The sequence below is a fragment of the Mycobacterium timonense genome (assembly GCF_025821985.1).
Lineage (GTDB): Bacteria > Actinomycetota > Actinomycetes > Mycobacteriales > Mycobacteriaceae > Mycobacterium > Mycobacterium avium.
This window is the reverse complement of the sequence record NZ_JACKSY010000038.1, coordinates 160866-187078: the sequence shown is the minus strand read 5'-3', so window position 1 is coordinate 187078 and position 26213 is coordinate 160866. Positions and strand designations below refer to the sequence as shown.

The following is a 26213-nucleotide window of genomic DNA, read 5'->3' as shown; positions in this document are numbered from 1 at the left end:
GATGGTGTAAGTGTGCCTTGCGACACGGCATTTTGTGTCTCGAGTTGGTCACGTTACGACGACGCTCCGGCCGCGGACCGCGTTTCGCGGTGGCGGCTACTCGCCGGCGAGCGCCTCGATCAGGCTCTTGGGCCGGATATCCGACCAATTCTGCTCCACGTACTGCAGGCAGTCGGCGCGGCCGGCCGCACCGAAGACCACACGCCAGCCCGGGGGCGTCTCGGCGAAGGTCGGCCACAGGCTGTGCTGGTCCTCGTCGTTGACCAGCACCACGAAGGTCGCGGTGTCGTCGTCAAAGGGGTTGGCGCTCATCATGTCTCCTTCGCGCGGGATACTTCGTCGGGCCAAGGGTCGATCCCAACACCCGGTCGGACAGCAAGCCGAGGCAGCTCAGGTTGGGGAACCCGGGCCCCTGGGTGAGCCCGGACAGGTTCGGTAGGAACAACTTGGGGGTGACGTCGGTGACGGCCAGGTCATAACCTATCGCCTCCTGCAGCCGCTCCGAGCTCAGGGGTCCGCCCAGACCGAGCTCCAGCAGATCGAGGGCCTCCTGGCTGAACAGCGGTGCGAACCAAAGCGAGTCGGCACCGGAGCCGTCGATCACCAGGTCGAAGCCGTGCACGGTCTCCAGGTTCTCACTGCCGCGGTTGGTGGACAGCGTCAGCCGGATCTGTCCCTGCACGCCCACCGCGTGGGCGACCCGTCCCCGAAGGTGGTGGATACGGTCGTCGGCCAGCAGCGCTTCCTGCACGGACGACGAGAACACCCCGCGATCGGTGCGGGCCAACGCATCCCGGCGTTCGGCCAGGGTCAGGGCCGGCCAGTTGGTCGGGTCGGAGAACAGCGAGTTCTCGAAATACCCTTCGCCCCGGGTGAACAGCGTCGCCTGGGGCGAGATGACGGTGATGCTGGACACCCGGTGCCGGAACAACTCGTTGAGCATCGCCGCGGCCGTCTCTCCACCGCCGATCACCGCGACCCGCTCGGCGCTGATCCGGTCGTGGTTGGCGGCGCGATCCCAGAACTGGGCGATGGACAGCATCCGCGGATTGCCTGGGAGCAAAGACTTTTCGGCCTGGCCGGGGCCGGTGATCATCAACGCGTCGGCGTGCACGGTGGTTTCGTGGGTATGCAGCGCCCAGCGGTCCCCGGTGACGGCCAGTTGTTCGACCTCGCCGTGCACCACGGTCATCCCCACGTGGTCGGCCACCCAGGACAGATACTGGCTCCACCGGCGGTGCGTCGGCGCCGGCCTGCCGCGGTCGATCCATTCGGCGAACGACGCCGTCGCGATCAGATAGGACTGCCAACTGTAGCGGGTCATCCGCTCGTCCAGTTCGGCGTTGCGGCGCGGCACCAGCGCCGAGCGGTAGGGGAAGCCGACGTCCTTTTCCGGGCTGGTACCCAGCCGGTGCGCACCGTCGGTCCAGCCGCCGCTGGCCTGCCAGTTCGCCGCCACGCCGATGCGTTCCACCGCGACCACGTCGGGAACCTCGACACCCATGTCGCGCAGCACCGAAGCCTTGGCGGCCACCGCCACCGCCTTGGCTCCCGCGCCCAGGATCGCAAGTGTGCTCATGTCACCATCTCCCGCAGTGAATCGACCCAAAGCTCTTGCAGCGCAGTGATATCCGTGTCTGTGAGAATATCGGGCAGGGTGCGCCACTGCGCGGCCAGCACCCGTTGTCCGCCGTATGTCAGCACCATCGCCGCGATGGTGAGCTCGTGGCGCACGGCCAGGTCGGGCTCGGGGATCGGTGACAGTCCGGCGAGCAGCTCACGCTCGAGCGTCAGCCCGGTGCCGCCGTCGGTGTGGGCGGCGCCCAGGTAGTTCAGCAGCAGTTGCGGCGACGGGAGGGCGGCGAGCCGTTCGGCGGTGTCGTCACGCAGGTAGCGCAGCAGCCCGTAGTCGAGTCCGTCGCCGGGGATCGCGGCCAGCTTGTCGGCCACCCGTCGCGGGTCCGCCGCGTCGACCCGGATCGGGTAGATGGAGCTGAGCAGGCCCACCGTGTCGCCGGTGTCGATGGTGTGTGCACCCGGGCCGTCCACCAAACTGTCTGCGCGGCCGTGTGTTTCGAGGGCCAGCAGTGGCGGCGGCGTGGATTGTCCGCGTTGCCGGCGCCAGCGCGTCACGGTGGCCGCGGTGGCGGCCACCAGCAGCGTGGGCAGCGGCAGACCCGACTCCAGGAGCCGGCGGGTGAGGTCGGCGTCGGTGGCGACGTTGCGGACGAGCAGGTCGCGGGCGCGGTCGCGGGCCGGGTCGACGCGCCGGGCGCCGAGATCGGGGTCGTCGCCGTCCAATTCGGACGCCCAGAACCCCACGGTGTCCAACCGGTGCGCACGCGCGGTCAGCGCGTGCGCCCAGCGGCGGTAGCTGGTGTGCTCCCGGACGGCCGCCGGCGAGTGACCGGTGGCCGCCGCCGTCAAGGCGGCGCCGAGTTCGCCGAGGACCACCCGCCACGACGCCGGGTCGAGGGCGATGACGTGCGCGGTGAGCAGCAGCACGCCGTCCCCGTCGGCCGGTCGCAGCCACACCGCGCTCAGCAGCACCCCGCGTTCGGGGTCCAGCCGGTCGATCGCCCGGGTGGCGTGGTCGGCCACCGCCGCGCGCAGATCACCAACCACCGCAACCTCTTCCAGTTCCCTACCGATGTCGGGAGCCGGTCCCGCAACCAGGGTCATCGTGGCGCGGTCCACCCGGCTGCGCAGCACCTCGTGACCGTCGATGATGCCGGCCAGGGCGGTCTCCAACTGGTCGCGGCGCAGCGTCTGCGGGACCCGGATGGCTTCGGTTTGGGCCAGTCTGCGCGGCTGGCCGTGTTCGTAGAGCCAGCGGCCGTTGGGCAGCAACGGCATCGGGCCCGTTCCGTCGTCCACTCGGCCCGCGGCGGGCGTGCTTTCCGCGTCGATCGCTTCGGCAAGTTCGCGGATGCTGGTGCAGTCGAGAACGAGCCTGGCGCGCAACGCGATTCCGCGGGCCCGGGCCGCCTGGACCACCGAGAGCGCCATGATGCTGTCCAGGCCCAGCGCCAGGAAGTCCGCGGTGACGTCGACTCGCGGCTGGCCGAGCAGCTCGGCGATCAGTTCGGCCAGCGCTGATTCGGTGCCGGTCTGTGGCGTGGCCGCGCCGTCGACGGCTTCGGCGTTGTCCACGGCGGCCAGCGCGGTTTCGTCGAGCTTCCCGTTGGGGGTCAACGGGATTTCGTCGACCATGATGATGCGCTGCGGCACCATGTAGCGCGGCAGCCGGGCGCTGAGCATGCCGCGCAGCTCGGCCGGGCTCGGCGTGTCGGGTGCGGCCCGGTGCGTCGCCACGTAGGCGGTGAGCCGCGGTGCGCCGTCGCGGTGGCGCACCAGCACACCGGCGTGCCGGACGGCGGGGTGTGATTCCAGTGCGGCCGCGATCTCGCCGGGCTCCACCCGGTGGCCGCGGATCTTCACCTGGGCGTCGGCGCGTCCCACGTATTGCAGTGAGCCGTCGGGCAACCGGCGCACCAGGTCCCCGGTTCGATACATCCGTTCGGAGGCCGCGAACGGGTCGGCGACGAACCGGGACGCGGTCTCCCCCGCGCGGCCCAGATAGCCGCGGGCCAGCTGGGCGCCGCCCAGGTACAGCTCGCCGGTCGCCCCGCACGGCACCGGGCGCAACTCGGAGTCCAGCACGTAGCCGCGGGTGTGCCGGGTGGGCCGCCCGATGGACGGCTCGGCGTGCTCGGCGATGGCGGCCACCACCGCCTCGACGGTGGTCTCGGTCGGGCCGTAGCAGTTGTACGCCGACATCGTTGTGGTGTTGCACGCGTTGCGGATTCGGGCCCAGGCCGCGCTGCCGAGCGCCTCGCCCCCCAACGCCAGCACGGTCAGCGGCGCCTCGCTCAGCAGGCCGAAGGCCTGCAGCTGGGCGAACATCGACGGGGTGGTGTCGATCATGTCGACGCCGTGCTCGGCGATCAGCGCGACCAGCGCCTCCGCGTCGGTCTGGGTGGCTTCGTCGACGACGTGCACGCCGTGGCCGTCGAGCAATGCAACCAGCGGCTGCCAGGCGGCGTCGAAGGCGAAGGACCAGGCGTGGGCGATGCGCAACGGGCGGCCCAGCGCGGCCGCCGCCGGGCGTAACACCCGGTCGAGGTGGTCGTCGGCGTAGGCGCCCACCGCGCCGTGAGTTCCGATGACGCCCTTGGGTTCTCCCGTCGTGCCGGAGGTGAACACCACATAGGCGGCCTGGGCCGGCGGGATGTCGGGCGGCTCGAAGCCGCCGTGCTGGGATCTGCCGGCCTCGAGGAGTTCGTCGATCCGCTCCTCGTCCAGCACGATCGAGGCGCCGGACTGGCGCAGAATCGAGTTCACCCGCGGCGCGGGCATTCCCGGCTCCATCGGCACGCACATGCCGCCGGCCTTCAGCACCGCCAGCATCGCGACGACGTAGCGCGGCCCGCGGGAAAGCTTGATCGCGACCGGTGTTTCGGGTTCGACCCCGAGCGCGACAAGTTGTGCCGCGAGCCGGTTGGTCGCCTCGTCCAGTTCGCGGTAGGTGAGCGAGCCCTGCGCCCAGCTGACCGCCGGCGCGTCGGGTGTCTGCGCCACCACGTCGGCGAATCGGGCGGGCAGGCATTTCGGTGACGGCGGCGCGATGGGCCCGGCGGCGCGCAGCGGTGCGGCTTCGTCGTCGAACAGGACGCTGACGGCACGCAACGGGCGCTCCCAGTGCCGCAGCAGTCGCTCGGCGGTGGTCAGCAGCCGGCGCCCGACCGCATCGGCGGGGATGACACCGAGCGCGCCGTCGACCACTTCGATCAGCACCACCAGTTCGCCGCCTTCCATGTGGGCGGCGACGGCGATCGGGAAGTGGGACAGCGTTTGCAGGGCCGACGGCCGGAATGTCGCACCGCCGGCGGACAATTCACCGCCGGCGGTCAATCCGTCCATCGGGAAGTTCTCGTACACCAGCAGCGTGTCGAACATCTCGCCGATCCCGCCGAGGGCGCGCAGCTGGGCATGCCCGAGGTAGCTGTGCTCACGCAGCAGCGCGGCGTCGCGCTGCACGGCCCGGCACTGTTCGCCGACGGTCGCGGCGGGGTCGAGCCGCACCCGCAGCGGCACGGTGTTGATGAACAGACCGACCATGGTCTCCACACCGGTCAACTCCGGCGGCCGGCCCGACACCGTGACCCCGAAAACCACGTCGCGGGTGTCGGTCAGCCGGGACAGCACCAGCGCCCACGCCATCTGCATCAGGGTGTTGACGGTGATGCCGCGGGACCGGGTCTCGGCGGCCAGCCGCGCGGTGGCCTCCGCCGGCATCCGCAATTCGGTGGTGCGCGGCAACGCAGTCCGCTGTCCCCCGGTCGCCTCGGCCGAGCCGAGCGAGGCGGCCAGCAGGGTGGGACCGGGCAGCCCGGCCAGGTGTTCGCGCCAAACCCGTTGGCTGGCTTGTAGATCGCGGCCGGCCAGCCAACCGATGTAGTCGCGATAGGGCCGCGGCGCGGCGGGCAGCGCCGACCGATCGCCGCCGGCCCGGTACAGGGTCATCAGCTCGTTGACGAACACCGGCAGCGACCAGCCGTCGATCACGATGTGATGAGCGGTCAGCACCAAACGCCAATGCGCATCCGGTAATTCGATGAGCAGGAAACGGATGGCCGGCCCGCGCTCGAGATCGAAGGGGCGCCGGCGTTCGGCGGTTTCCAGCATCGGCACCTCAGCGGGCGAGGCCGTGACGGACCGCCACGGCAGCTCGACCCGGGACGGCACGATCTGCACCGGCCGCGGGATGCCTCGGGAAAAGAAGCTGGCCCGCAGGTTCGGGTGGCGCACCAACATCTTTTCCGCGCAATCGCGCAGCAGGGCGACATCGAGTGTCCCGGTGATGTCGGCGGCCATCCCGATCACGTACGGGTCGTCCGCCGGCTGGCCGTCGGCGAACTCGGCAAGCGTGGTCAGCGAATACAAGCCCTCCTGCAGCGGGCTCAGCGCCATCACATCCTCGATGTCGGGGGCGACATCGGTTTCGGCGGCGGTCATGCGGTGCCTTCCCGCGACGACGACCAAAGCTGGGTCACCGCGGCCAGATCCGAGGCCGACAACCCGGAGGTGCTCATCGGCTCGAACCGGGTGTCGGCCGGCTGATCGTCCAGCCGACCGTCACTATCGTTGTCTCCCAACGCATCCAGGGCGGCAGCCAGCTGCTGCACGGTGGGGTTCTCGAAGATCATCCGCGGACTCACCGGCAGGCCGGCTGCCCGCGCCCGCGACGCCAGCTGCACCGACAGGATGCTGTCGCCGCCCAGCGCGAAGAAGTCGTCGAACCGCCCGACCTCGGGTGTGGACAGCAGCTCGGCGAACACGTTGGCCAATGCCCGTTCGGTGTCGGTGCGGGCCGGCTCGGTCCGGCCGCCGGTGCTGACCGCCGGCCGGGGCAGGCCGGGCCGATTCAGCTTGCCGGATTCGGTTTTCGGCAGGGCGTCGAGCACGGTCAGCGACGACGGCATCATGTAGCCCGGCAAGGTGGCAGCGATCTCGGCGCGCACCTGTGCGGCGAACGCCGCCTTCTCGGCCTCGTCGGCAATGGGCCGTTGCGGCACCACGTAGCCGGCCAGGGAGGTGCCGCCGTGCACCTCCCAGGTGCGGGCCGCCGCCGCGGCGACGCCATCGGCGCCCGCCAGAGCCGCCTCGACCTCGGCCAACTCGACCCGGAAACCACGGACCTGCACCTGGTGGTCGGAGCGCCCGACGAATTCCAGCTGGCCGTCCTCGGTCCACCGGGCCAGGTCACCGCTGCGGTACAGGCGCGAACCGGGTTCCGCCCCGAACGGATTCGCGACGAACCGGGCCGCGGTCAGGCCGGGACGTTTCCAATACCCCCGAGCGAGCTGGTCGCCGGCGTAGTAGAGCTCCCCCACCACGCCGACCGGCACCGGGCGCAGCCCGTCGTCGAGCAGATACGCCTGCGCACCCGGAACGGGTTTCCCGACAAGCGGATTCGGCGGACTCAACGGCCCGCGGGACACCGCGCCGGAGGTTTCGGTCGAGCCGATGTTGTTCAACAACTCGGGGCCGCCGCCGTCGGCTTCGTCGCACACCGACACCAGCCGCTGCAGCAGCGAGGTGCTGACCGGCTCGCCGCCGCACACCAGCCGCGACAGCGAGCGCACCGCATCGGGCCGGCTGTCCAGCAGCGCGGAGACCAGGCTGGGCACCGCGGTCACCTGGGCGACCGAATGCCGGTGCATCAACTCCCCGAGCGCCTCGGGGTCGCGGTGTTCGGCGTCGTCGGCCAGGATCATCGTCGCGCCCGCCGCCAGCCCGGCCAGCATCTCCATGCCGCCTTCCAGGAAGGTGATGGAGGCCTGCGCCAATCGAACGTCGTCGGTGCGCGGCGGGTAGTGCCGCAGCTGCCAATCCAGCCGGGCCGCCATCGAGCGATGCGTTCCCACAGCACCTTTCGGCTTGCCGGTGGAGCCCGAGGTGAACACCAGATACATCGGATCGTCGGGGTGGGGCGGTCGCAGTCGGCCCGCCCGCGGGTCCACGTCGTCGCGGTCCACCAGCGCGCGGACCTGCGGATCGTCCAGCGAGAGCAGCTCGACCCCGGGCAGCCCCGGCATGGTGTCCACCGCTTCGACCGTCGCGACCACGACCGGTGGCCGCACGTCGTCGAGCATGAATTGCTTACGCGCCGAAGGATATCCGGGATCGACGGGGAAGTAACCGGCACCGGCCTTCATGATGGCCACCAGCGCCACCACCAGCTCGATGCTGCGCCGGGTGGACAGCCCGACCAGCGTGCCCGGTCCTACCCCCCTGTCGACGAGCAGCGCGGCCAGGTTGTCCGAACGGCGGTGCAGCGCAGGGTAGTCGATGTGCTCGGCGCCGCAGCGCACCGCGATCCGGTCGGCCCCCAGCGACCGGCTGGCTTGCAGCAGTTCCGGTATGGTGCGCGGCCGGTCCCGTGGCGGCTGCGCGCCGCGGCTCCACTGTCGCAGGATGCGCTGTTGTTCGCCGGCGTCGATCAGCGCGACGTCCCGCAACGTCTGGTCGAGGTCGTCGGCGAACGCGGTGACGGCCCGGACCAGCCATCCGGCCAGCCGCTCGATGGTGGTCCTGCGATACAGGTCGGTGCGGAAGATCAGATGGCAGTTGTAGCCGATGTCGCCGGCGCCGTCGGTGCCGAAGAAGTTCACGCTCAGGTCGGCGTGCGCCATGTCGAAGACGGGATCCAGCGACGTGCACACGGTGTCCTGGCCGTCGCCTCCGACGGGTGCGGTCTCGATGACCCGGGTGGCGGACAGGTGATCGCGGACGTGCACGACGACCTGGAACAGCGGATTGCGCGACAATGACCGCACCGGGCTGACGCTGTCGACCACCCGGTCGAACGGCAGGTCCTGGTGCGCATAGGCGGCCAGCGCGGTTTCCCGGGCCCGCTTGAGCAGTTCGCGCAACGTCGGGTTGCCGTCCAGGTCGTTGCGCAGCACCAGGATGTTGACGAAAAAGCCAATCAGCTGGTCCAATTCGGCTTCGGTGCGACCGGCTACCGGGGTGCCCAGCGGAATGTCCACGCCGCCACCGGCCTTGTGCAGCACGACGGCGACCGCCGTTTGCAGCAGCATGAACTCGGTGATGCCCAATTCGCGGCACACGTCGGCGAGCTTGGCCCTGGTGGCCGCGTCGATGTGGAAGTCGACGGATTCGCCGTCCCCGCTGGGCACCGGCTGGCGCGGGAAGTCCGGGCGCAGCCCGGTGTCCTCCGGCAGCCCGGCCAGCTGCCGGGTCCAGTACTCGCGCTGCGCACCGGCAACCGCGGACTCCTGGCCGCCAGCGTCACCGAGAAACGTGCGCTGCCAGGCCGCGTAGTCGGCGTACTGCACGCGCAGCGGAGCCCAGGACGGCGCTTCCCCACCGCGCCGCGCGCGGTAGGCGGTCATCACGTCGGCGAACAGCACACCCGCCGACCAATGGTCGGATGCGATGTGGTGCACGACCAGAGACAGCACATGCTCGGCCGCGTTCGCGACGCGCAGCACCGCGACCCGGATCGGCAATTCGCCGTCCAGCTCGAAGCAGTGCCGCCGCTCGGCGTCGAGCTGCTGCTGCAGCCAGGGGTCGTCGGGGCCGTCCTCGCGGCGCACCGGGATCTCGACGCCGGGCGGGCCCACCACCTGGTAGGGCACGCCGTCGAGTTCGACGTAGCGGGTGCGCAGGATCTCGTGCCGGGCGACGACGTCGCCGACGGCCGCGATCAGCGCGTCGATGTCCCACGGCCCGGTCAGCCTCGCCGCGAAGGGAATGTTGTTGACCGGACTGGGCCCATCCATCCGGTAGGCGAACCAGCTGCGCAGCTGGGACGCCGAAAGCGGCAGGGGCTCGTCGTGGGCGGTCGCGATCAGTTTGGGCCGCGTTCCGGTCAGTTCGCCCGAACTGAGCTGATCGACCCGCTCCGCCAACAGGCCCACCGTCGCCAGCTCGAACACGTCGCGGATCCCGATCTCGACCCCGCATTCGGCGCGGATCGCGGTGACCAGTTTGGTCGCGACCAGCGAGTGGCCACCCAGATCGAAGAACGAGTCGTCGACGCCCACCCGTTCGTGACCGAGCAGTCCGGAAAACAGTTGGGCGATGCGGTGTTCGGTGGGAGTCGTGGGATCGCGGTATTCGGTGCCCGCGCCGATCTGCGGCTGCGGCAGCGCGGCGCGGTCGATCTTCTGGTGCGCGGTGATCGGGATCTCGTCGAGCACCACGTAGGCGGCCGGCGTCATGTAGTCCGGCAGCGCGGCCGCCACCCGGGCCCGGATGCGTTCGACGTCAACGGTTTCCGTGCCGGCACCCTGGGCCGGTGTCACGTATCCCACCAGGCTCTTGCCCAACTGGGGCAGGTCCATGGCCAGCACGACCGCTTGCCCCACGCTGGGGTCGACCGAGATGGCGGCGGCGATCTCGCCCAGCTCGATGCGGAAGCCGCGGATCTTCACCTGTTCGTCGGCGCGGCCGACGAACTCGATGTCGCCGTTGGCGTTGCGCCGGGCCAGGTCGCCGGAGCGGTACATGCGCCCGCCCCGGGAGAACGGGTCGGCGACGAAACGCTCGGCGGTCAGCTGCGGCCGGCGGTGGTATCCGTGCGCGACATGTGTTCCGGCGATGTAGATTTCGCCGATCACACCGGGCGGAACCGGCTGCAGGGCGTTGTCGAGCAGATACACCCGGGTGTTGATCTTGGGCCGCCCGATGGGCACCACCCGGGTCCCCTGTGCGCCTTCCACCGGGTAGCTGGTGCAGTTGACCACCGTCTCGGTCGGCCCGTAGAAGTTGTACAGCGACGCGTCGAAGGTGGCGTGGAACTTGTCGGCGATCTCGCCGGGCAGCGCCTCGCCGCCGATGGGTACCCGACGCAGGGTGCGCCACTGGCTGACCCCGGGCAACGACAGAAACAGCCCCAGCAGCGACGGCACGAAGTGCATCGACGTGATGCCCTCCCGGGCCAGCAGTTCGGTGAGGTAGCCGATGTCACGCAACCCGTCGGGCCGCGGAATCACCAGGCGCGCACCCATGATCAGGGTGCCGAAGATCTCTCCGATGGACACGTCGAAGCTGGGCGATGCGACCTGCAACAGCCGGTCCGTCTCGTCGATGCGGTACTCGTCGCCGAACCAGACGAAGTACTCGGCGATGGGCGCGTGCGGCACCGGAACGCCCTTGGGCAGCCCGGTGGAACCCGAGGTGTAGATGAGGTAGGCGGTGTTCTGCGGGGTCAGCGGCCGCAGCAACTCGGTAGGTGCGGTGGCCGGATAGTCGGCCAGGTCGGTAACCGGTTCGCGCAGCACGAGTTTGGCGTCGGCGTCGCCGAGGATGAAGTTCAGCCGGTCCTGCGGATAGGTGGGGTCCACCGGCAGGTACACCCCGCCCGCCTTGAGCACGCCGAGCGCGGTGATGACCAGCTCGGGTGACTTGTCCAGCAGCACCGCGACCCGGTCCTCGGTGCCGACGCCCCGCTCGATGAGCCAGTGCGCCACCCGGTTCGACTCTTCCTCGATGTCCCGGTAGGTGTAGGTGCGGCCCTCGTAGACGACGGCAACGGCGTCGGGGGTGCGCGCCGCCCGGCGGCTGACCAACTCCGACAACGTGGCGGCCGGGGTGATGAATTGTTCACCGGTCGACACCGCGCGCAGCCACTCGGCGTCCGCGTCGCTCATCAGCGCGCATGCCGACAGCGTCGCGTCCGGGTCGGACAGCAGGCTGTCGAGCAGGGTGCGGTAGTGACGCAGCATCTGCTCCACCAACTGCTGATCGAGCACCTCGACCAGATACTCGGCCTCCACCAAACCGCCACCGGAACCGTCCGGCGTGCGGTTCAGCTCGACCATCAGGCTCAGCGGCAGCTGGTTGAAATGCCCTCGCAAATCGCCGCGTTCACAACGCACGCCGGGCGGGCAGAAGCCGGCGCCATCGGGCTCGCGCTGCCCAAAGCTGACCCGGGTCATCCGGTCGGCGCCGTGCCGGCGATCCGGATTCGATTCGCGCACCAGCCAATCCAGGTCGGCGCGGGAGTGAGCGAAGGCGCCCACCGCGCCGTCGCGGGTTTGGGCCAGCAGCTCGCGAAAGCTCTGATGCGACTGCGGTCGCAGCCGGATGACCACGGTGTTGCCGTAGTAGCCGATGACGTTCTCGGTCGCCGCGCCGCGGTTGAGCACCGGGGCGGCGACGAGGAAGTCCGTCGACCCGGTGTAGCGGTGCACCAGCGCGGCGAACGCGGCCATCAACACCATGTACGGGGTGGCGCCCGTCTCGCGGGCCAGCGCGGCCGCCCGGTCGACGATCTCCGCCGGCAATTCGGCGAAGGCACGCTGCGCGCGCCAGGTGCTGGGCACCACCGAACCGTTAGGTCCGGGCAGCTCGAGCGGCTCCGGCAGATCGGCCATCAGCGGACGCCAATAGTCCAGGTCTTCCCGGCGGATCGCGGTCGGATCCGCCGATAGGTCAGGCACCACCGGCGTGGCATCGAAATCGCCCGGGGCGGTGTACGCCCGGGTCAGGTCGGCGAAAAACGGCGCCCATGAGCCGTCGTCCCAGGCGATGTGGTGGGCGGTGATCAACAGCATCAGCTCGTCGTCGGCCAGGCGGGCCGCCGTGACGCGCAGCGGCGAATCCTTGCTCAGGTCGAACGGCCGGCGAAAGTCCCGCTGGGCCAACACATCCAGCCGCAACCGGCGGGCCTGCTCGGTCAGCCCGGACAGGTCGTGTTCGGCCCACTCGGGCCGCAGGTCCGCGCGGAGCACCGGCCGCGGGTCCCCCTCATCGGTGGTGTCATACGTGGTGTGCAGGACCGGGTGTCGGGCCGCAACGGCGTCGACCGCGCGGTGCAGCCGCCCGGTGTCGACGCCGCCGGTGAGGCGATAGGAAACGCAGATGTTGAGCAGCGCGCTGTCGGGATCGACCGACTGCACGAACCACATCCGGTGCTGACCGACGGACATGCGTGGCTCGTCGTGCCTGGCCGTGCCGGCCGACCGGGACAGGCCGCGCTCAGCAAGCTTGCGGCGCAACAACTCCAGCCGCTCGTCGTCGAGGCGGGTGCCGGCGCCGGTGGTTTCTGTCACGCTAGGAGTCCAACCTTTCTAGCATCGCGAGCTTTGAGGGATGCGCACCGCTGACGGCGCCGGTGCGCTGGATGGTTGGTGGGACCACGGGGCCGCCGGTGGCGTCGGCGCGCAGCGCGTCGACCAGCTCCGCGACGGTGATGCCGCCGAGCATGCGGGCCACCGGAACCGAGTTGCCCACCGTGCGGCGCAGCCGCTTGCGCAGATCGAGCGCGAGCAATGAGTCCACGCCGAGGTCGATCAGCGACGCGCTGGGATCGATCGACACCGAGTCGCCCAGGTGCAGCGTCGCGGCCAGTTCGGCCCGCACCAGCTCCGCCAGGGGTTTGCCCGCCGGGGCGGCGACGGCCGCTTCGTCGTCGCGGGCCGGCGTATCGCTGAACGGCATTGGCATTCCCTGGCTTTCGAAGAACACCTGCAGCCGGTCGAAGTCGGCGTCGAAGATCAGCGGATCGGACTCGTACCGGTGCAGGCTGGCCTGCAGCGCCCGCCGCGGGTCCATCGCCACCAGTCCGGAGCGTTCGGTGCGGGCGATCTCACTGCCCGCCACCACCCCGGCGTCCTGCCACAGCCCCCACCGAATGGCCGTGCAGTCCAGACCCCGGGCGCGCAGCTGGGTTGCCAGCACGTCGAGCATCCGGTTGGAGGCCGCGTACGCCGCGTGGTGGTAACCGCCCCATACGCCGAAAACCGAGGAGCAGGCCAGGATTCGGCAGTCCGGCCGCAGCGGCCAGACGTCGGCCATCAGCGCCAGTCCGCGGACCTTGGCCGCGCACACCGCCGCCACGTCGGCGCCGGTGAGATCGGTTCGCGAACGCGCCTGCGCGATGCCCGCGGTGTGGATCAGCAGCGTCGCGCCCGAGCCCGCGTATCGGGCGGCGGCCTCGGTCACGGCGGCGCGGTCGGTGATGTCGCAGCGCGGGGCCGACACCCGGGCGTCGTGGCTGCCGGTGAGTTCACGCAGCACGGCCGCCTCGATCCCGTTGCGGCTCAACAGGGTGAGGTTGCGCGCCCCGCGCTGCAGGCAGTACCGCGCGTAGTGCAGTCCGATGGCGCCGCTGCCGCCGGTGATCACCACATGCTCCAGGGCGGCGTCATCGAGGGGCCGGTCGGCGGATTCGTGGTGCGCGCGGAAGGTTCGGACATGACGTCGCGGCGACTGCTCGCCGCGCAGCGCAACCTCGGCCGGCTCCGCGAGCAGAACCTCGATGATCGCGTACGCGGTGGCGGCGTCGACGTCGCGGTGCGGCAGGTCGACATGCCCGAAGGCCTGGTCCGGGAACTCGAAGCCGATGCTGCGGTGCATCGCCGCCAGCGCCGCCTGCGCGACGCAGGCCTGATCGTCATCGCCATCGACGTGTTCGGCGCGCACGGTCAGCAGCCAGACCGCCCGGCATCGCGGACCGATCAGTCCCCGGTAATCGGGGAGGCCGGCGTCCTCGCGGGCGCCGATCTGCTCGACGGCGGCGACGGCGTCGAGCTGGTCGAGCTCCGGGGCGACGATGGCCACGATCTCCGCCTCGCCGGGCGCGACCACCCGGCAACCGCCTTGTGCCGCCGCGGCATCGGCGAGCCGCCGGGTCATCGGGTGCGCACCGGCGAATCCGAGGTCGGCCGCAGTCGGTGTGGTCGGGGACGTGGTGTGCCGCCAATCCTCGACGGCCACGGTGAGCCTCGGCCGCGGCGCCGCTTCGGTGACGCGGTCCGGTGCGGCCCACAGGTGGGTCGCCCGCATCGGCGCGTTCGGGAATCCGTGCAGCGCAGGCTGATTGCGGGTGGGCACGGTCTCGGACCACCGGTATCCGGGATCGGCGGTCGCGACGGCGGCCATACTCGCCGACAGCGATTCGGTGATGGGCCGGTCGCGGTGCCCCGAGCCGACGATCACGGCCGACTCGTCGTCGACGATGCCGGACAGCGGGTACAGCAGCGAGGGATGCGCCGAGAGCTCCACGAAGGCATCCGCCCCAAAGCTAGCCGCGCATTGCACAGCTAAATCGAATCGCACTGTGCTGCAGAGGTTTTCATACCAGTAGCTGGCGTAGTCGGTCGTCGCCGCCACCTCGGCGCCGCGGGTGGAGCCGATGAACCGTATCGGGGAGACCCGGAAAGCCGATTGCGGGGTCAGCTCGGCCAGCGCGGCGCGCAATGGTCTCAGTGCGCTGGTGTGGCCGGGATAGTCGACGAAGAGCTGATGGGCGAAGATCTCCCGTTGCTGCGCCGACCGCACCGCGGCGGCCACCGCGTCGTAGTCCCCGGCGACCACGGTGGACGCCGGCCCGTTGACCGCCGAAACCTCCACCCAGCCGGGTGTTGTGGCCAGCAGCGACTCGGCGTCGGCGGCACCCGTGCCCAGCACCGCCATCGCGTAGCGGCCGGTCAACCGGTCGACGACGGTCGCGCGGGCGACCACCAGCGCGACGGCGTCCGGCAGCGAGATCGCCTCGGCGACATACGCCGCCGCCACCTCACCGAGGCTGTGCCCGATGGTCATTTCGGGCAGCACCCCGAAGCAGCGCCACGCTTCGGCCAGGCCGACCGCATGGGTGAACTGCGCGCCCTGGATCTCGGGGCGGGTCCAGCTCTGGTCGTCGGGGCTCACCAGATACGGGAGCGGGGAAGGGAACCCGGCGGCGACGAACGCCTGCGCGCACCGATCCGCCGCCTCGCGGTAGGCCGGCAGCCGCCGGTAGGCGTCGGCTCCCATCGCCTGCCATTGATTGCCCTGCCCCGGAAACACGAACGCGATCCGCGGCGGCGTCGTCCGGGCCGAGCGGGTGATCAGCGCGTGCTCCTCGCCGCGGGCGATCGCCGCCAGTCCGGCGGCGAGTTCGGCGCGGTCCGCCGCGCGCAGCAGGGCGCGGTGCCGGCGCACCCGCCGCAGCCGCAGCAAGGTCGCGGCCACCGCACCGGTCGCTTCGGTCGATTCGCCGATGCGGTCGAGATACTCGAGGATCGCCGCGGCGTCCCGGCGGATCAGCTCCGGGTCGTGGGAACTGAGCAGCACCGGGATGCGCCCGTCCGGCAGGCCGTGGTTCGGCATCATGCGACCTCGGGCATGGAGACGATCAGGTGCGCGTTGGTGCCCGCGATCCCGAACGCGGACGCGGCCGCGGTGCGCTGCCCGTCGATCGCCGGCCACGGCGTCAACGCCTGCGCCAACCGCAAACCCTGGTGTTCCCAGTCGATTTCGCCGCTGGCTTCGGTGGCGTGCAGGGTGGGCGGGATGGCGCCGTGTTCGGCGGAGACCAGCACCTTGGCCAGGCCCAGCGCGCCGGCCGCGGCCAGCGAGTGGCCGAGGTTGGATTTCACCGACCCCAGCAGGGCACCGGCGCCGGGTTCGGTGTCGCCGTAAGTCTGTGCCAGCGAGCGCAACTCGGTGCGGTCGCCGAGCCTGGTTCCGGTGCCGTGCCCCTCGATCATGCCCACTTCGGCGGGCTTGACCCCGGATTCGCCGAGGGCCCGCCGGAACAGCCGGACCTGGGCATCGCCGCTGGGCGCGCTGAGCCCGGCGCTGCGCCCGTCCTGGTTGATCGCGGTGGCGCGCACCTCGGCCACGACCCGCCGGCCGGCGCGCAGCGCCGCCGATTTGCGTTGCAGCACAAACATTGCCGCTCCCTCGGCCCACACGGTTCCGCTGGCCTGGGCGCTGTACGGGCGGCAGTGTCCGTCGTCGGAGAGGGCGTGTTGTTTGGAGAACTCGACGAAGAATCCCGGCGAGCCCAGCACGTTGACCCCGCCGGCCAGGGCCAGGTCGCAGTCGCCGTTCTGCAGCGCTCGCACCGCCACGTGAAACGCCACCAGGGCCGAGGCGCACGAGGAGTCCACAGTCAGTGCCGGACCGGTCAATCCCAGCGTGTAGGCGATCCGGCCGGAGATGACGCTGAGCGCCGTCCCGGCCAGCAGGTGACCGCTGTGCTCGGAGAACCTGGCCATTTCCGGTCCGTAGCCGGTGGCCGACGCCCCGACGAAGCAGCCCACGTCCTCTCCGGCGAGGTCGTCGGGATTGATGCCGCTGTTTTCCAGCGCGCGCCAGGCCACCCGAAGCGCCACCCGCTGCTGGGGGTCCATCACCACCGCTTCACGGGGCGAGATGCCGAAGAACTCCGGATCGAAAGTGGCTGCGCCGCTGAGGAAGCCACCGCGGTCATGAATCTGTTTGAAACCGCTGCGCCGGGATCCGGCGAGCAGTTCGCTCACCGCCCAGCCGCGGTCGGTGGGGAACGGGCCCAGCGCCTCGCGGCCGTGGGCCAGCAGCTCCCAGTAGTCTTCGGCGGTCTCGATGCCGCCGGGCGCCTCGACACCCATCCCCACGATCACCACCGGGTCGATGCCGGCGGCATCGAACCCGTTCTCAGACATCGGCGTCACCCGGCATTCACCTGCGCCGCGACCGTTTCGACGTGGTCGTAGAGGTAGAAGTGGCCGCCGTCGTACAGCGACATGGCAAAGGATCCGGCGGTGTGCCTCTCCCATTGCCGGAGCACGCCGGTTGCGATGCGGTGGTCATGATGACCGCCCAGCACATGGATGTCCGCGCCGATGCGGACGTCGGGGCTGGGGTCGTACCCGTTGAAGGCTTGGTAGTCGGCGCGCACGGCGGTGGTCAGCAGTTCGGAGAATTCTTCGTCGGCAAGCAATTCGGGGTCGGTGCCGCCCAAATCCGCGATGTCGGCGAGCAGCCCGTCGTGGGTGGTCGGCAGTTCGGGCATGTCGCCGACCACGCAGGGCGGCGGGCCGGCCGACACCCAAAGCTTGCGCACCGGGGTTCCGTTCGCCTCGGCGACGCGGGCGAATTCGAAGGCGACGACGCCGCCCAGGCTGTGCCCGAACAACGTCAGCGGCGCCACGCCGGGCCAGGGCGCGGCCCGGAACAGGCCGGCGGCCAGATCATGCACGCTCTCGTGGGCGGGGTCGCCGAGGCGCTCGGCCCGCTGCGGGTACTGCACGATGTAGGTGTCGGCGCCGGCGGCCAACGCCGCCGCGAGCACCCGATAGCTCGCGGCGGCCGCGCCGGCATGCGGGAACACTATGGTGGCGCCCGTCCCGGACGCCGGGCCGCCGCGGCCCGGGGCCAGCTTGATCCAGGACGGGAAGGCGGAGGACATGGTGGCGATGTTATTCAATGTCATTGCACCGGTTACGATTTCGTAGTTTGCCGGGTAGCCGCCAGTACCGATTCGGCGTCCATGCCGATCACCTCCAGATACAACTCGGCGACGTGGTCGAGCCAGTCGGGGTTGTCCTCGGCGGCACGCAGCACCGCGGCCAGCGCCGACACCGTCCGGTTGGCGAAGATGTCGGCGACCATGACGTCGGGCGCGTCCAGCCAGGCCCGGATTCGCGCCACCGCCTGGGTGGCGAGCACCGAATCACCGCCGAGCGCGAAGAAGTCGTCGTCCACGCCGACGTCGTCCCGCCCGAGCAGATCGCCCAGGATCAGCGCCAGCGCGCCTTCCAGCGGTGTGGACGCCGCGCGGTGGCCGGGCGAGCGCGATTGTCCGACGACGCTGTGCAATTCGCGTGCCACGGCCCGGCGATCGAGCTTGCCGGCCGCGGTGAAGCCGATCCGCTCCACCACCGCGACGTGGCGCGGGATCATGTGCGCGGGAACGAGGTCGGCGAGGTATTGCCGGACCTGCTCGCCGGTCAGGGCGGGGTCGTCGGTGCCCACTTGGGCGGCCAGCACGTCGGATTCGCCCGACCCGGCGATCAGGGCGGCCACCGCCGTGCGCACCCCGGGCACCCGCCGCAGCGCGGACTCGATCTCACCCAGCTCGACGCGGTACCCGCTGATCTTGACGCGGTGGTCGGCGCGCCCGACGAATTCGAGGGTTCCGTCCGGCCGGTAGCGAACCAAATCGCCGGTGCGATACCAGGTTCGGCCGTCGTGCTCGACGAAGCGCTGCGCGGTGAGATCGGGGCGGCCACGGTAACCGCGGGCGATGCCGCGCCCGGACACCCAGAGCTCCCCGGGCACCCAGTCCGGACAGTCACCGCCGGTGTCGCCGACGACGCGGCAGACGTTGTTGGGCAGCGGGACGCCGAACGGCAGCGCCGTCCAGTCCGCCGGGAGCGGTTCGGTCACCTCGAAAATCGTGTTGTGCACCGGTGTTTCGGTCGCACCGCCGAGGCCGGCGAACCGCAGGCCGGGCGCTTCGGCCCGCAGCCTGCGCACCACCTCGGGCCGCACCCAGTCGCCGCCGGTGGGCACCACCCGCACCGAGGACAGCCGCCCGCGGCCGACCTCGACCAGCATCTCCAGCCATCCGGGCATGAAATGCAGCACCGTGACGCGGTGGGCGTCGATCAGCCGGGCCCACGCATCGGGGTCACGCCGCTGCGCCTCGTCGACCACCACGATGGCGCCGCCGGTGCGCAACGTGACGAACACGTCCATCACCGAGATGTCGCCTTCCAGGGTCGACAGGGCTAGGCATCGATCCGCGGGGCCGATCTCGAAGTGGCGGCCGATGAATTCCACGGTGTTCATCGCGGCATCGTGGGTGACTTCGACGCCCTTCGGCTCTCCGGTCGACCCCGAGGTGAACAACACGTAGGCGAGCTCGCCGGGATCGACTCTCGCGCAGGCGATCTCGGCGTCCGCGGGAGCGCCGCCCAGCACGTCGGCAAGGACCAGTTCGGGCACCGGCAGCGACAGCTGCCGCCCGCCGCACACTAGGGCCAGGCTCACCCGGCCGGATTGCAGGATGCGCTCGGCGCGATCGCGGGGCTGGTCGGCCCCGATCGGCAGATAGCCAGCGCCGACGGACAGGATGCCCAGCACCGCCGGGATCTGCTCGGCGCTTTTCGGGCCGACCACCGCGACGGTGTCCCCGGCGCCGGCGCCGGCCGCGCGCAGCGCCGCCGCGACCGCCAGGGCCTGATCGCGCAGCTGCGCGTAGCTGAGGTCGCCGGAACCGGCGAACACCGCGGGCGCATCCGGCTGCCGCTCGGCTTGCCGGAAGAACCCGTCGTGCAAGGCTTCTCCGCTGGGCGGCGCGGTGCGCCCGTTGATCGCCTCGCGCACGGCGCGCTGCGCCTCGGGCAGCGCCGCGGGTCCCGGCGCGTCCCAGGCGTCGTCGGCGGAGGCCAACCGCAGCAGTTCGTCGATGTGGTAGGCGAACATGGCGTCGATCACCCCGGGTGGGAAAAACCCTTCCCGCACATCCCAATTCACCAGCACGCCGCCGTCGAATTCGGTGACCTGGGCGTCGAGCAGCACCTGCGGTCCCTGAGAGATGATCCAGGCCGGCGTGCCGAACTGGTCGGTGACCTCCGGGCTGAACAGTTCGCCGAGTCCCAGCGCACTGGTGAAAACCACCGGCGCCAGCACCTGGGTGCCGCGATGACGGCTCAGGTCGCGCAGCACCGACAACCCCGAGTAGGCGGAATGGGCGGCGGCCGTGCGCATCGCGTCCTGCACCACCTGAGCGCGCGCCGCCGCGGTGTGCGCGCCGACCAGGTCGACGTCGAGCAGCAGCGAGGAGGTGAAGTCGCCGACCAGCGCGTCGACGTCCGGGTGCAAGGGCTGGCGCCCGAACAGCGGAACATTCAGCAGGAAGCGGGAATTGGACGACCAGCGGGCCAGCGTGTTGGCGAACCCCGCGGCCAGCGCCATCGCCGGGGTGATGCCGCGCGCTTGGGCGCGGGCGAACAGCGCGTCGCGGGTCTGCGGATCCAGCCAGTGCCAGCGCCGGGTGCTGCGGTTTGCGCCGCGGCCGGCGGTGATCGGTAGGGCCGGCGGATCCGGCAGCTCCGGCAGACGGCGTGCCCACCAGTCCCGGTCGGCGTCCCGGCGCGGTTGCGGCTGCGCGTCCTGCGCCTCGACGGCGTGGCGGTACTGCCGGTAGGTGTAGCTCAGTTCAGGCAGATCGCATCCGCGGTATAGCGCCGCCAGATCGGCCATCAGGGTGCGATAGCTCATCGCGTCGGCGGCTTGCATGTCCAGATCGACGTGCAACCGCGACCGCCCACCCGGCAGCAGGCTCACGGTCAGCTCGAGCACCGCGCCGTCGAGCTGCTGGTGCGATTTGGCCTCGCGCAGCGCGGTGAGCCGCCGCTCGACCTCGTCGGTGCCCAGCTCGCGCAGATCCTCGACGTGCACCGGGAAGTCACCGCATTCCACCGCCGGGGTGATGCGCTGGGTGCCGTCGGGCAGAAACCGCACGCGCAGCATCGGGTGGCGACGGGCCAGCGCGGTGGCCGCCGCCCGCAGCCGGCCCGGGTCGAGAAGGCCGGCGTCGAACTCCACGTAGAGGTGCCCGGCCACCCCGCCGAGCTGCTGGTTGTCCTGGCGGCCCACCCACATGGCGTGCTGCATCGGGGCCAGGGCAAACGGCTCGTTCTCGCCCGACGGGTCCCCGGGTGAATCGGCGGGCGGGGCCGCCGAATCGGTGTCCTGGCGGCCGGCGGTGACCAGTTGTGCCCAGGCCTCGATGGTGGGCGTCTCGGCCAGCGTGGCGAAGTCGACGGCGATGCCCCGGCGCCGCCAGCGGCCGGCCAGGGTCATGATCCGGATCGAGTCCAAGCCCTGGCCGATGAGGTTGCTACCCGGCTGAACTGCATCGACGTCGACGCCGAGCAGTTCAGCCACCTCTTCCCGGATGTCCTCCGAGCGTGCCGGGGCGTGCACCATAGACCTCCCTGAATTAGCAGGCTGCCCTTAAATGATTTGGTTACCCTATCCTTACTCCCTGCGTCCCCGCTACTAGCCCCGTTCGAAGCCCGCTTAGAGGAGCCATGAGCCCCAACACCACGCCGCCGGCCGGAGTCCTCGACGGGTTCGTGCCGTTTCCCGCCGAGCGCGCCGCCGCCTACCGGGCGGCCGGTTTGTGGACGGGGCGAGCCCTGGACACGATCCTGATCGACGCGGCCCGGCGGTGGCCCGACCGAACCGCCGTCCTCGACGCCTCCGGCGGCACCGGTTTCAGCTACGCGGGCCTCGACGAGCAGGCTAACCGCGCCGCCGCGGGTTTGGCGGACGCGGGTATCGCCCCCGGCGACCGGGTGCTGCTGCAGCTGCCGAACGGCTGCCAGTTCGCGGTGGCGCTGTTCGCGCTGTTACGGGTGGGGGCGATCCCGGTGATGTGCTTGCCCGGCCACCGCGCCGCCGAGCTTGGGCATTTCGCCGCGGTCAGCCAGGCCACTGCACTGCTGATCGCCGACACCGCAGCGGGTTTCGATTATCGAATGATGGCCGCGGGGCTCGTCGAGGAGCATGAAGCGCTCGCCCACGTGATCGTCGACGGCGACCCGGGGCCGTTTCTGTCCTGGGCGCAGCTGTGCGCACAGGCGCCCGCGGGGCGGCCGGCGACGCCGGTCGATCCGGGATCGCCTGCGCTGCTACTGGTTTCCGGCGGCACCACCGGCACACCCAAGCTCATCCCGCGCACCCACGACGATTACGTCTTCAACGCCACCGCCAGCGCCGAACTGTGCGGGCTCACCCGCGACGACGTCTATCTGGCGGTGCTGTCGGCCGGCCACAATTTCCCGCTCGCCTGCCCCGGCCTGCTCGGCGCGATGACGGTGGGCGCGACGACGGTGTTCGGCACCGACCCGAGCCCCGAGGCGGCCTTTGCCACCATCGCGCGCCACGGCGTCACGGTGACCGCCCTGGTCCCGGCCCTGGCCAAACTATGGGCGCAGGCTTGCGAATGGGAGGACAATCCACCGAAGTCCTTGCGGCTCTTGCAAGTCGGCGGCGCCAAGTTGGAGGCCGACGACGCCCGTTTGATCCGCAGCGCGTTGACGCCGGGCCTGCAGCAGGTGTTCGGGATGGCCGAGGGCCTGCTGAACTACACCCGGCTCGACGATCCACCGGAGATCACCGAGCACACCCAGGGGCGGCCGTTGTCGACCGCCGACGAGGTGCGGGTGGTCGACGCGGCGGGCAATCCCGTTGCCCCGGAGCAGGAAGGCGAACTGCTGGTCCGCGGACCGTACACGTTCAACGGTTATTTCCGGGCCGAACGCGACAATCAACGCTGCTTCGACGCGCAGGGCTTTTTCCGCAGCGGCGATTTGGTCCGGGTCCGCGATGATGGCTACCTGGTGGTGACCGGACGGGTCAAGGACGTGATCTGCCGTGGCGGCGAGACGATTTCCGCGGCCGACCTCGAGGAGCAGATGCTGAGCCACCCGGCGATCTTCTCGGCCGCCGCAGTACCCCTCCCCGACCCCTACCTCGGCGAAAAGATCTGTGCTGCTGTCGTTTTCGAGGGCCCGGCGCTGTCACTCGCGGAGTTGAACGGCTACCTGGACGAGCGCGGTGTGGCCGCGCACGCCCGTCCCGACGTCCTGGCCCCGATGCCGTCGTTGCCCACCACGCCGATCGGCAAGATCGACAAAAAGGCGATCGCGAACCAGGTATCGGCGCGGAATCGGCGTCCCTGAGGGTCGCCCAACGTGCGCTCATCGCGAAATTCCGCGCCTTTTTTCGCAGCACGTGCACGTTCGGCACGGCTAGTCGATCATCGGGCCGCCGGGGTCAGCCCATCGCCGCGTACAACCCGGCCAGCAACCGGGCCGTGGTCGCAAAATCCATGCACTCATCGGTGACGGATTGGCCGTAGGTCAGTTCGCCGCCGAGCGGTTGGGCACCGGCCACCAGGAAGCTTTCCAGCATCAGGCCCCCGATCCCGCGCTCGCCGGCGGCGATGCGGGCGATCAGTTCGGCGGCGACTTCGGCTTGCCGCACATGGTCCTTGGCGGAGTTGGCGTGTGAGCAGTCGACCATCACCCGCGGGGAAAGCCCTGCCGCACTTAACCGTTCGATGGCGCCGGCCACCGAGCCGGCGTCGTAGTTGGGTCCGGCGGTGCCGCCGCGCAGGATCACGTGGCAGTCGGGGTTGCCCATGGTCTCGACGACGGCGGCGCGGCCCACGTCGTCGGTTCCGAAGAAGTGGTGCGGCGCCGCCGCGGCCTTGACACCGTCGATGGCGACCTGGACGTTACCGTCGGTGCCGTTCTTGAATCCGATCGGCATCGACAGCCCCGACGCCAGTTGGCGGTGCACCTGCGATTCGGTGGTCCGGGCGCCGATCGCGCCCCACGCGACGGCGTCGGCGATGTACTGCGGGCTGGTGGGTTCCAGGAATTCACATCCCACCGGCAGGCCCACGTCGATGATGTCGAGCAGCAGCGCACGCGCGGTGCGGATGCCGCGCTCCACGTCGAAGCTGCCGTCCATGGCGGGGTCGTTGATCAGTCCCTTCCAGCCGATGGTGGTGCGCGGCTTTTCGAAGTAGACGCGCATCACGATCTTCAGCCGATCCGCGAACTCGGCGGCGATCGGCGCGAGCCGGCGCGCGTAGTCGAGCGCGGCGACCGGATCGTGCACCGAGCAGGGGCCGACCACCAGGAGCAGCCGGTCGTCAGCACCGGCCAGGATGGCCGCGATGTCGTCGCGGTCGCGCTGGACCGCCCGGGCGCGCCGGGGCGTCAGCGGCAGTTCGGCGCGAATCGCGGCCGGCGCCGACAGTTCCCGGAACGAGACGATCCGGTGATCGGAGGTATCGACGGCCGCGGTGGCGCATTCGGTGAGGGACATGGGGGTGGGTGCCTTTCTGTGCCGCCAGGGCACGCCCGCTGATTCCCGATGCCCTGAAAAACGAAAAGCAGCGACCGTGTGGTCACTGCTGGGCTCCGGGTGTCGGTCGTGCGCGTGCGTCAACCGGACGCGGTATCGCGGGCCCCACCCGTAGCCACGATAAAGCGCCAATACGCGCGCACGCCGATTTTCACGCCGGCCAAGATACCACGTGCGGCAGTAGCGCCGGACAACCCGTCGCCGCCCGCCGCCGCCCGCCCTTCCGGGGTGACCATCGACTACCCAATCTCCTTGCTGCGTAATGCGATAAGCAGCCGGTCCATCACCGCGCCCGCGTCCGCGCGGGGATATATCGCTCCACCGCCGCCGACCGCAGGGCCCCTTTCAGCAGGCGGAGCTGTGAGCCGCGCTGGTCAGCGGGCCCCGAGCAGCCGCTGCTTCTGTTCGGCGAATTCGGTGTCGGTCAGCGCTCCGGTGGCCCGCAGTTCGGCGAGTTTGCCGAGCAGATCGGTGATTTCGCGAAGCTCCGCGGTGGTGCCGGTCGACGCGGTGCGGGCGGCCCCGGCGGGCCCGTGCGACGCCGCCGCACGTCGCCCTCGCCCGGCGGTCCCGGCGTCCCCGGACGAGCGGCCGTCGCGGGAATCGGCGGCGCCCCGGCCGGGCAGGCCCATCAGCGGCGCACCACCGAACAGCGGCATCTCGCCGAACGGACCCGGGCGGCCCGGCGGCGCGGCAGCGGCGGCGGGCGCTTGCAGCGCGGTGAGGCGCAGTTCCGGCGCGGCGGTGGACCAGCCCTGCGGAACCGACATGCCGCCCAGCGAGGACGCACGGCCCATCCCGGCCGACACCGTCGTCGCCCCGGACGAACGCGACCCGGGCGGCGGCTCCAGCCGCTCCGGCGCCGCGACAGCCTTGGACTTCGCACCCGGCTCCGTCATCTTGTGTTCAGCGTCGGAAATGAAGCCCGCGGCGCCGGACACGCCGATCAGCCCGGTGCCGTTACCGAAGAACGCCGAGCCCAGCGACACCAGGTTGTACGGGTTCAGGAAGCTCGAGAAGTCACTCAGCCCCGATGCCGCCGAGGATGACGAGGACGACGACGCGAGATTCTGCAGCGCGTTGGGCACGGCGGACATCGCGTTGCTGTTCGACACCGCCGACTGGACGTGTCCGGCCGAGGTGCCGGCGGCCTGGGCGACCGAGGCGTTCTGGGCGCCCATACCGGCCTCGTTGGTGGTTCGCTGCGGCGGGGTGAACGGCGTGACCCGGGAGGCGGCCTGCGCGGCACCGGCGTAGCCGTACATCGCGGCGACGTCCTGGGCCCACATTTCGCCGTAGGCGACTTCGGTGGCCGCGATCGCCGGCGTGTTCTGGCCCAGCAGGTTGGTGGCGACCAGCGACGCCAACCGGGAACGGTTGGCCGCGACGACCGACGGTGGCACCGTCATCGCATAGGCCGACTCGTAAGCCGTCGCGGCCGCCTTGAGCTGAGCGCCGGTCTGCGCCGCCTGCTCGGCGGTGGCGGTCAGCCACTCGACCTGTGTTGCGGCCGCAGCGGTCACCGCCGCCGCCGACGGGCCCTGCCACGGCTCGCTGGTGAGCCCCGAGATCACCGACTCGATGTTGGCGGCCGTGACGTGCAGCTCGTTGGCCAGCTCGTCCCATGCCGACGCCGCCGCCAGCATCGATCCCGAGCCGGGGCCGGAGTACATGCGGCCGGAGTTGACCTCCGGCGGCAATACCGCAAAGTACATCGAGTTCCTTTGGGATCTGGTTCCTTTGGGATTGCGAAGGCATCGGGCACGCCGGGGTCATGCCGGCCTCGCTCACGTTGCTTTTGTTACCACGCACGCCAGATTTTCAATCGCGGCCACAGCTCGGCGGAGGCAGCGTCGGCGCGCGGTCATCGTGCGCAGATTTCCCCTGCTGCGCTGGACTTTTCGTCGGCGGCCCCAACGCCGTTGCGCACGCGGTCCGGCGCCAGCGGGCCGGAACGTGAACATCCTCACAGCGCCCTGCAGCGTCACCATCCGTTGGCCAACCATTCACGCCGCCGGAGCAAGGGGGATCAC

The 26213-nt window shown here is 70.7% G+C and carries 11 protein-coding genes; 1 reads left to right on the top strand and 10 read right to left on the bottom strand.

Features of this window, described 5'->3' with window-relative positions; genetic code table 11:
* Positions 1-96 precede the first annotated feature (96 nt).
* From H7I87_RS10940 to H7I87_RS10905, 8 genes are read right to left on the bottom strand one after another with little or no spacing between them, the layout of a single operon-like run.
* On the bottom strand, positions 97-312 hold the full coding sequence (locus tag H7I87_RS10940) for an MbtH family protein (RefSeq protein WP_003875997.1): 216 nt from the start codon (positions 310-312) through the stop codon (positions 97-99).
* Positions 293-1579, bottom strand: a complete 1287-nt coding sequence (gene mbtG, locus H7I87_RS10935) for an NADPH-dependent L-lysine N(6)-monooxygenase MbtG (protein WP_011724537.1) — start codon at positions 1577-1579, stop codon at positions 293-295. Before mbtG ends, H7I87_RS10940 begins: the two co-directional genes overlap by 20 nt.
* Positions 1576-6018, bottom strand: coding sequence for a non-ribosomal peptide synthetase (locus H7I87_RS10930; RefSeq protein WP_033713222.1), 4443 nt, complete (start codon positions 6016-6018; stop codon positions 1576-1578). Before H7I87_RS10930 ends, mbtG begins: the two co-directional genes overlap by 4 nt.
* Positions 6015-12587, bottom strand: a complete 6573-nt coding sequence (locus tag H7I87_RS10925) for a non-ribosomal peptide synthetase (RefSeq protein WP_011724535.1) — start codon at positions 12585-12587, stop codon at positions 6015-6017. Before H7I87_RS10925 ends, H7I87_RS10930 begins: the two co-directional genes overlap by 4 nt.
* A 1-nt stretch (position 12588) precedes the next feature.
* Positions 12589-15633, bottom strand: a complete 3045-nt coding sequence (gene mbtD, locus H7I87_RS10920; protein ID WP_081256531.1) for a mycobactin polyketide synthase MbtD — start codon at positions 15631-15633, stop codon at positions 12589-12591.
* Positions 15630-16958: a beta-ketoacyl [acyl carrier protein] synthase domain-containing protein gene (locus tag H7I87_RS10915; protein ID WP_269199250.1), complete on the bottom strand. Its 1329-nt coding sequence runs from the start codon at positions 16956-16958 to the stop codon at positions 15630-15632. Before H7I87_RS10915 ends, mbtD begins: the two co-directional genes overlap by 4 nt.
* Entirely contained in the window at positions 16955-17695 is a 741-nt protein-coding gene (locus tag H7I87_RS10910; RefSeq protein WP_196766679.1) for a thioesterase II family protein, read from the bottom strand. Before H7I87_RS10910 ends, H7I87_RS10915 begins: the two co-directional genes overlap by 4 nt.
* 32 nt (positions 17696-17727) lie before the next feature.
* A complete protein-coding gene (locus H7I87_RS10905) occupies positions 17728-21225 on the bottom strand; it encodes a non-ribosomal peptide synthetase (protein ID WP_063967201.1) in 3498 nt (1165 codons plus the stop codon).
* A 104-nt stretch (positions 21226-21329) separates the two neighbouring features.
* Here H7I87_RS10905 and H7I87_RS10900 point away from each other — a divergent pair, with 104 nt between their 5' ends.
* Positions 21330-22985, top strand: coding sequence for a (2,3-dihydroxybenzoyl)adenylate synthase (locus H7I87_RS10900; protein ID WP_063967200.1), 1656 nt, complete (start codon positions 21330-21332; stop codon positions 22983-22985).
* 94 nt (positions 22986-23079) lie between these two features.
* Here H7I87_RS10900 and H7I87_RS10895 read toward each other — a convergent pair whose 3' ends face one another.
* A complete protein-coding gene (locus H7I87_RS10895) occupies positions 23080-24141 on the bottom strand; it encodes a 3-deoxy-7-phosphoheptulonate synthase (protein WP_023861390.1) in 1062 nt (353 codons plus the stop codon).
* A gap of 413 nt (positions 24142-24554) precedes the next feature.
* On the bottom strand, positions 24555-25895 hold the full coding sequence (locus H7I87_RS10890) for a PPE family protein, SVP subgroup (protein WP_023861389.1): 1341 nt from the start codon (positions 25893-25895) through the stop codon (positions 24555-24557).
* Positions 25896-26213: the final 318 nt, after the last annotated feature.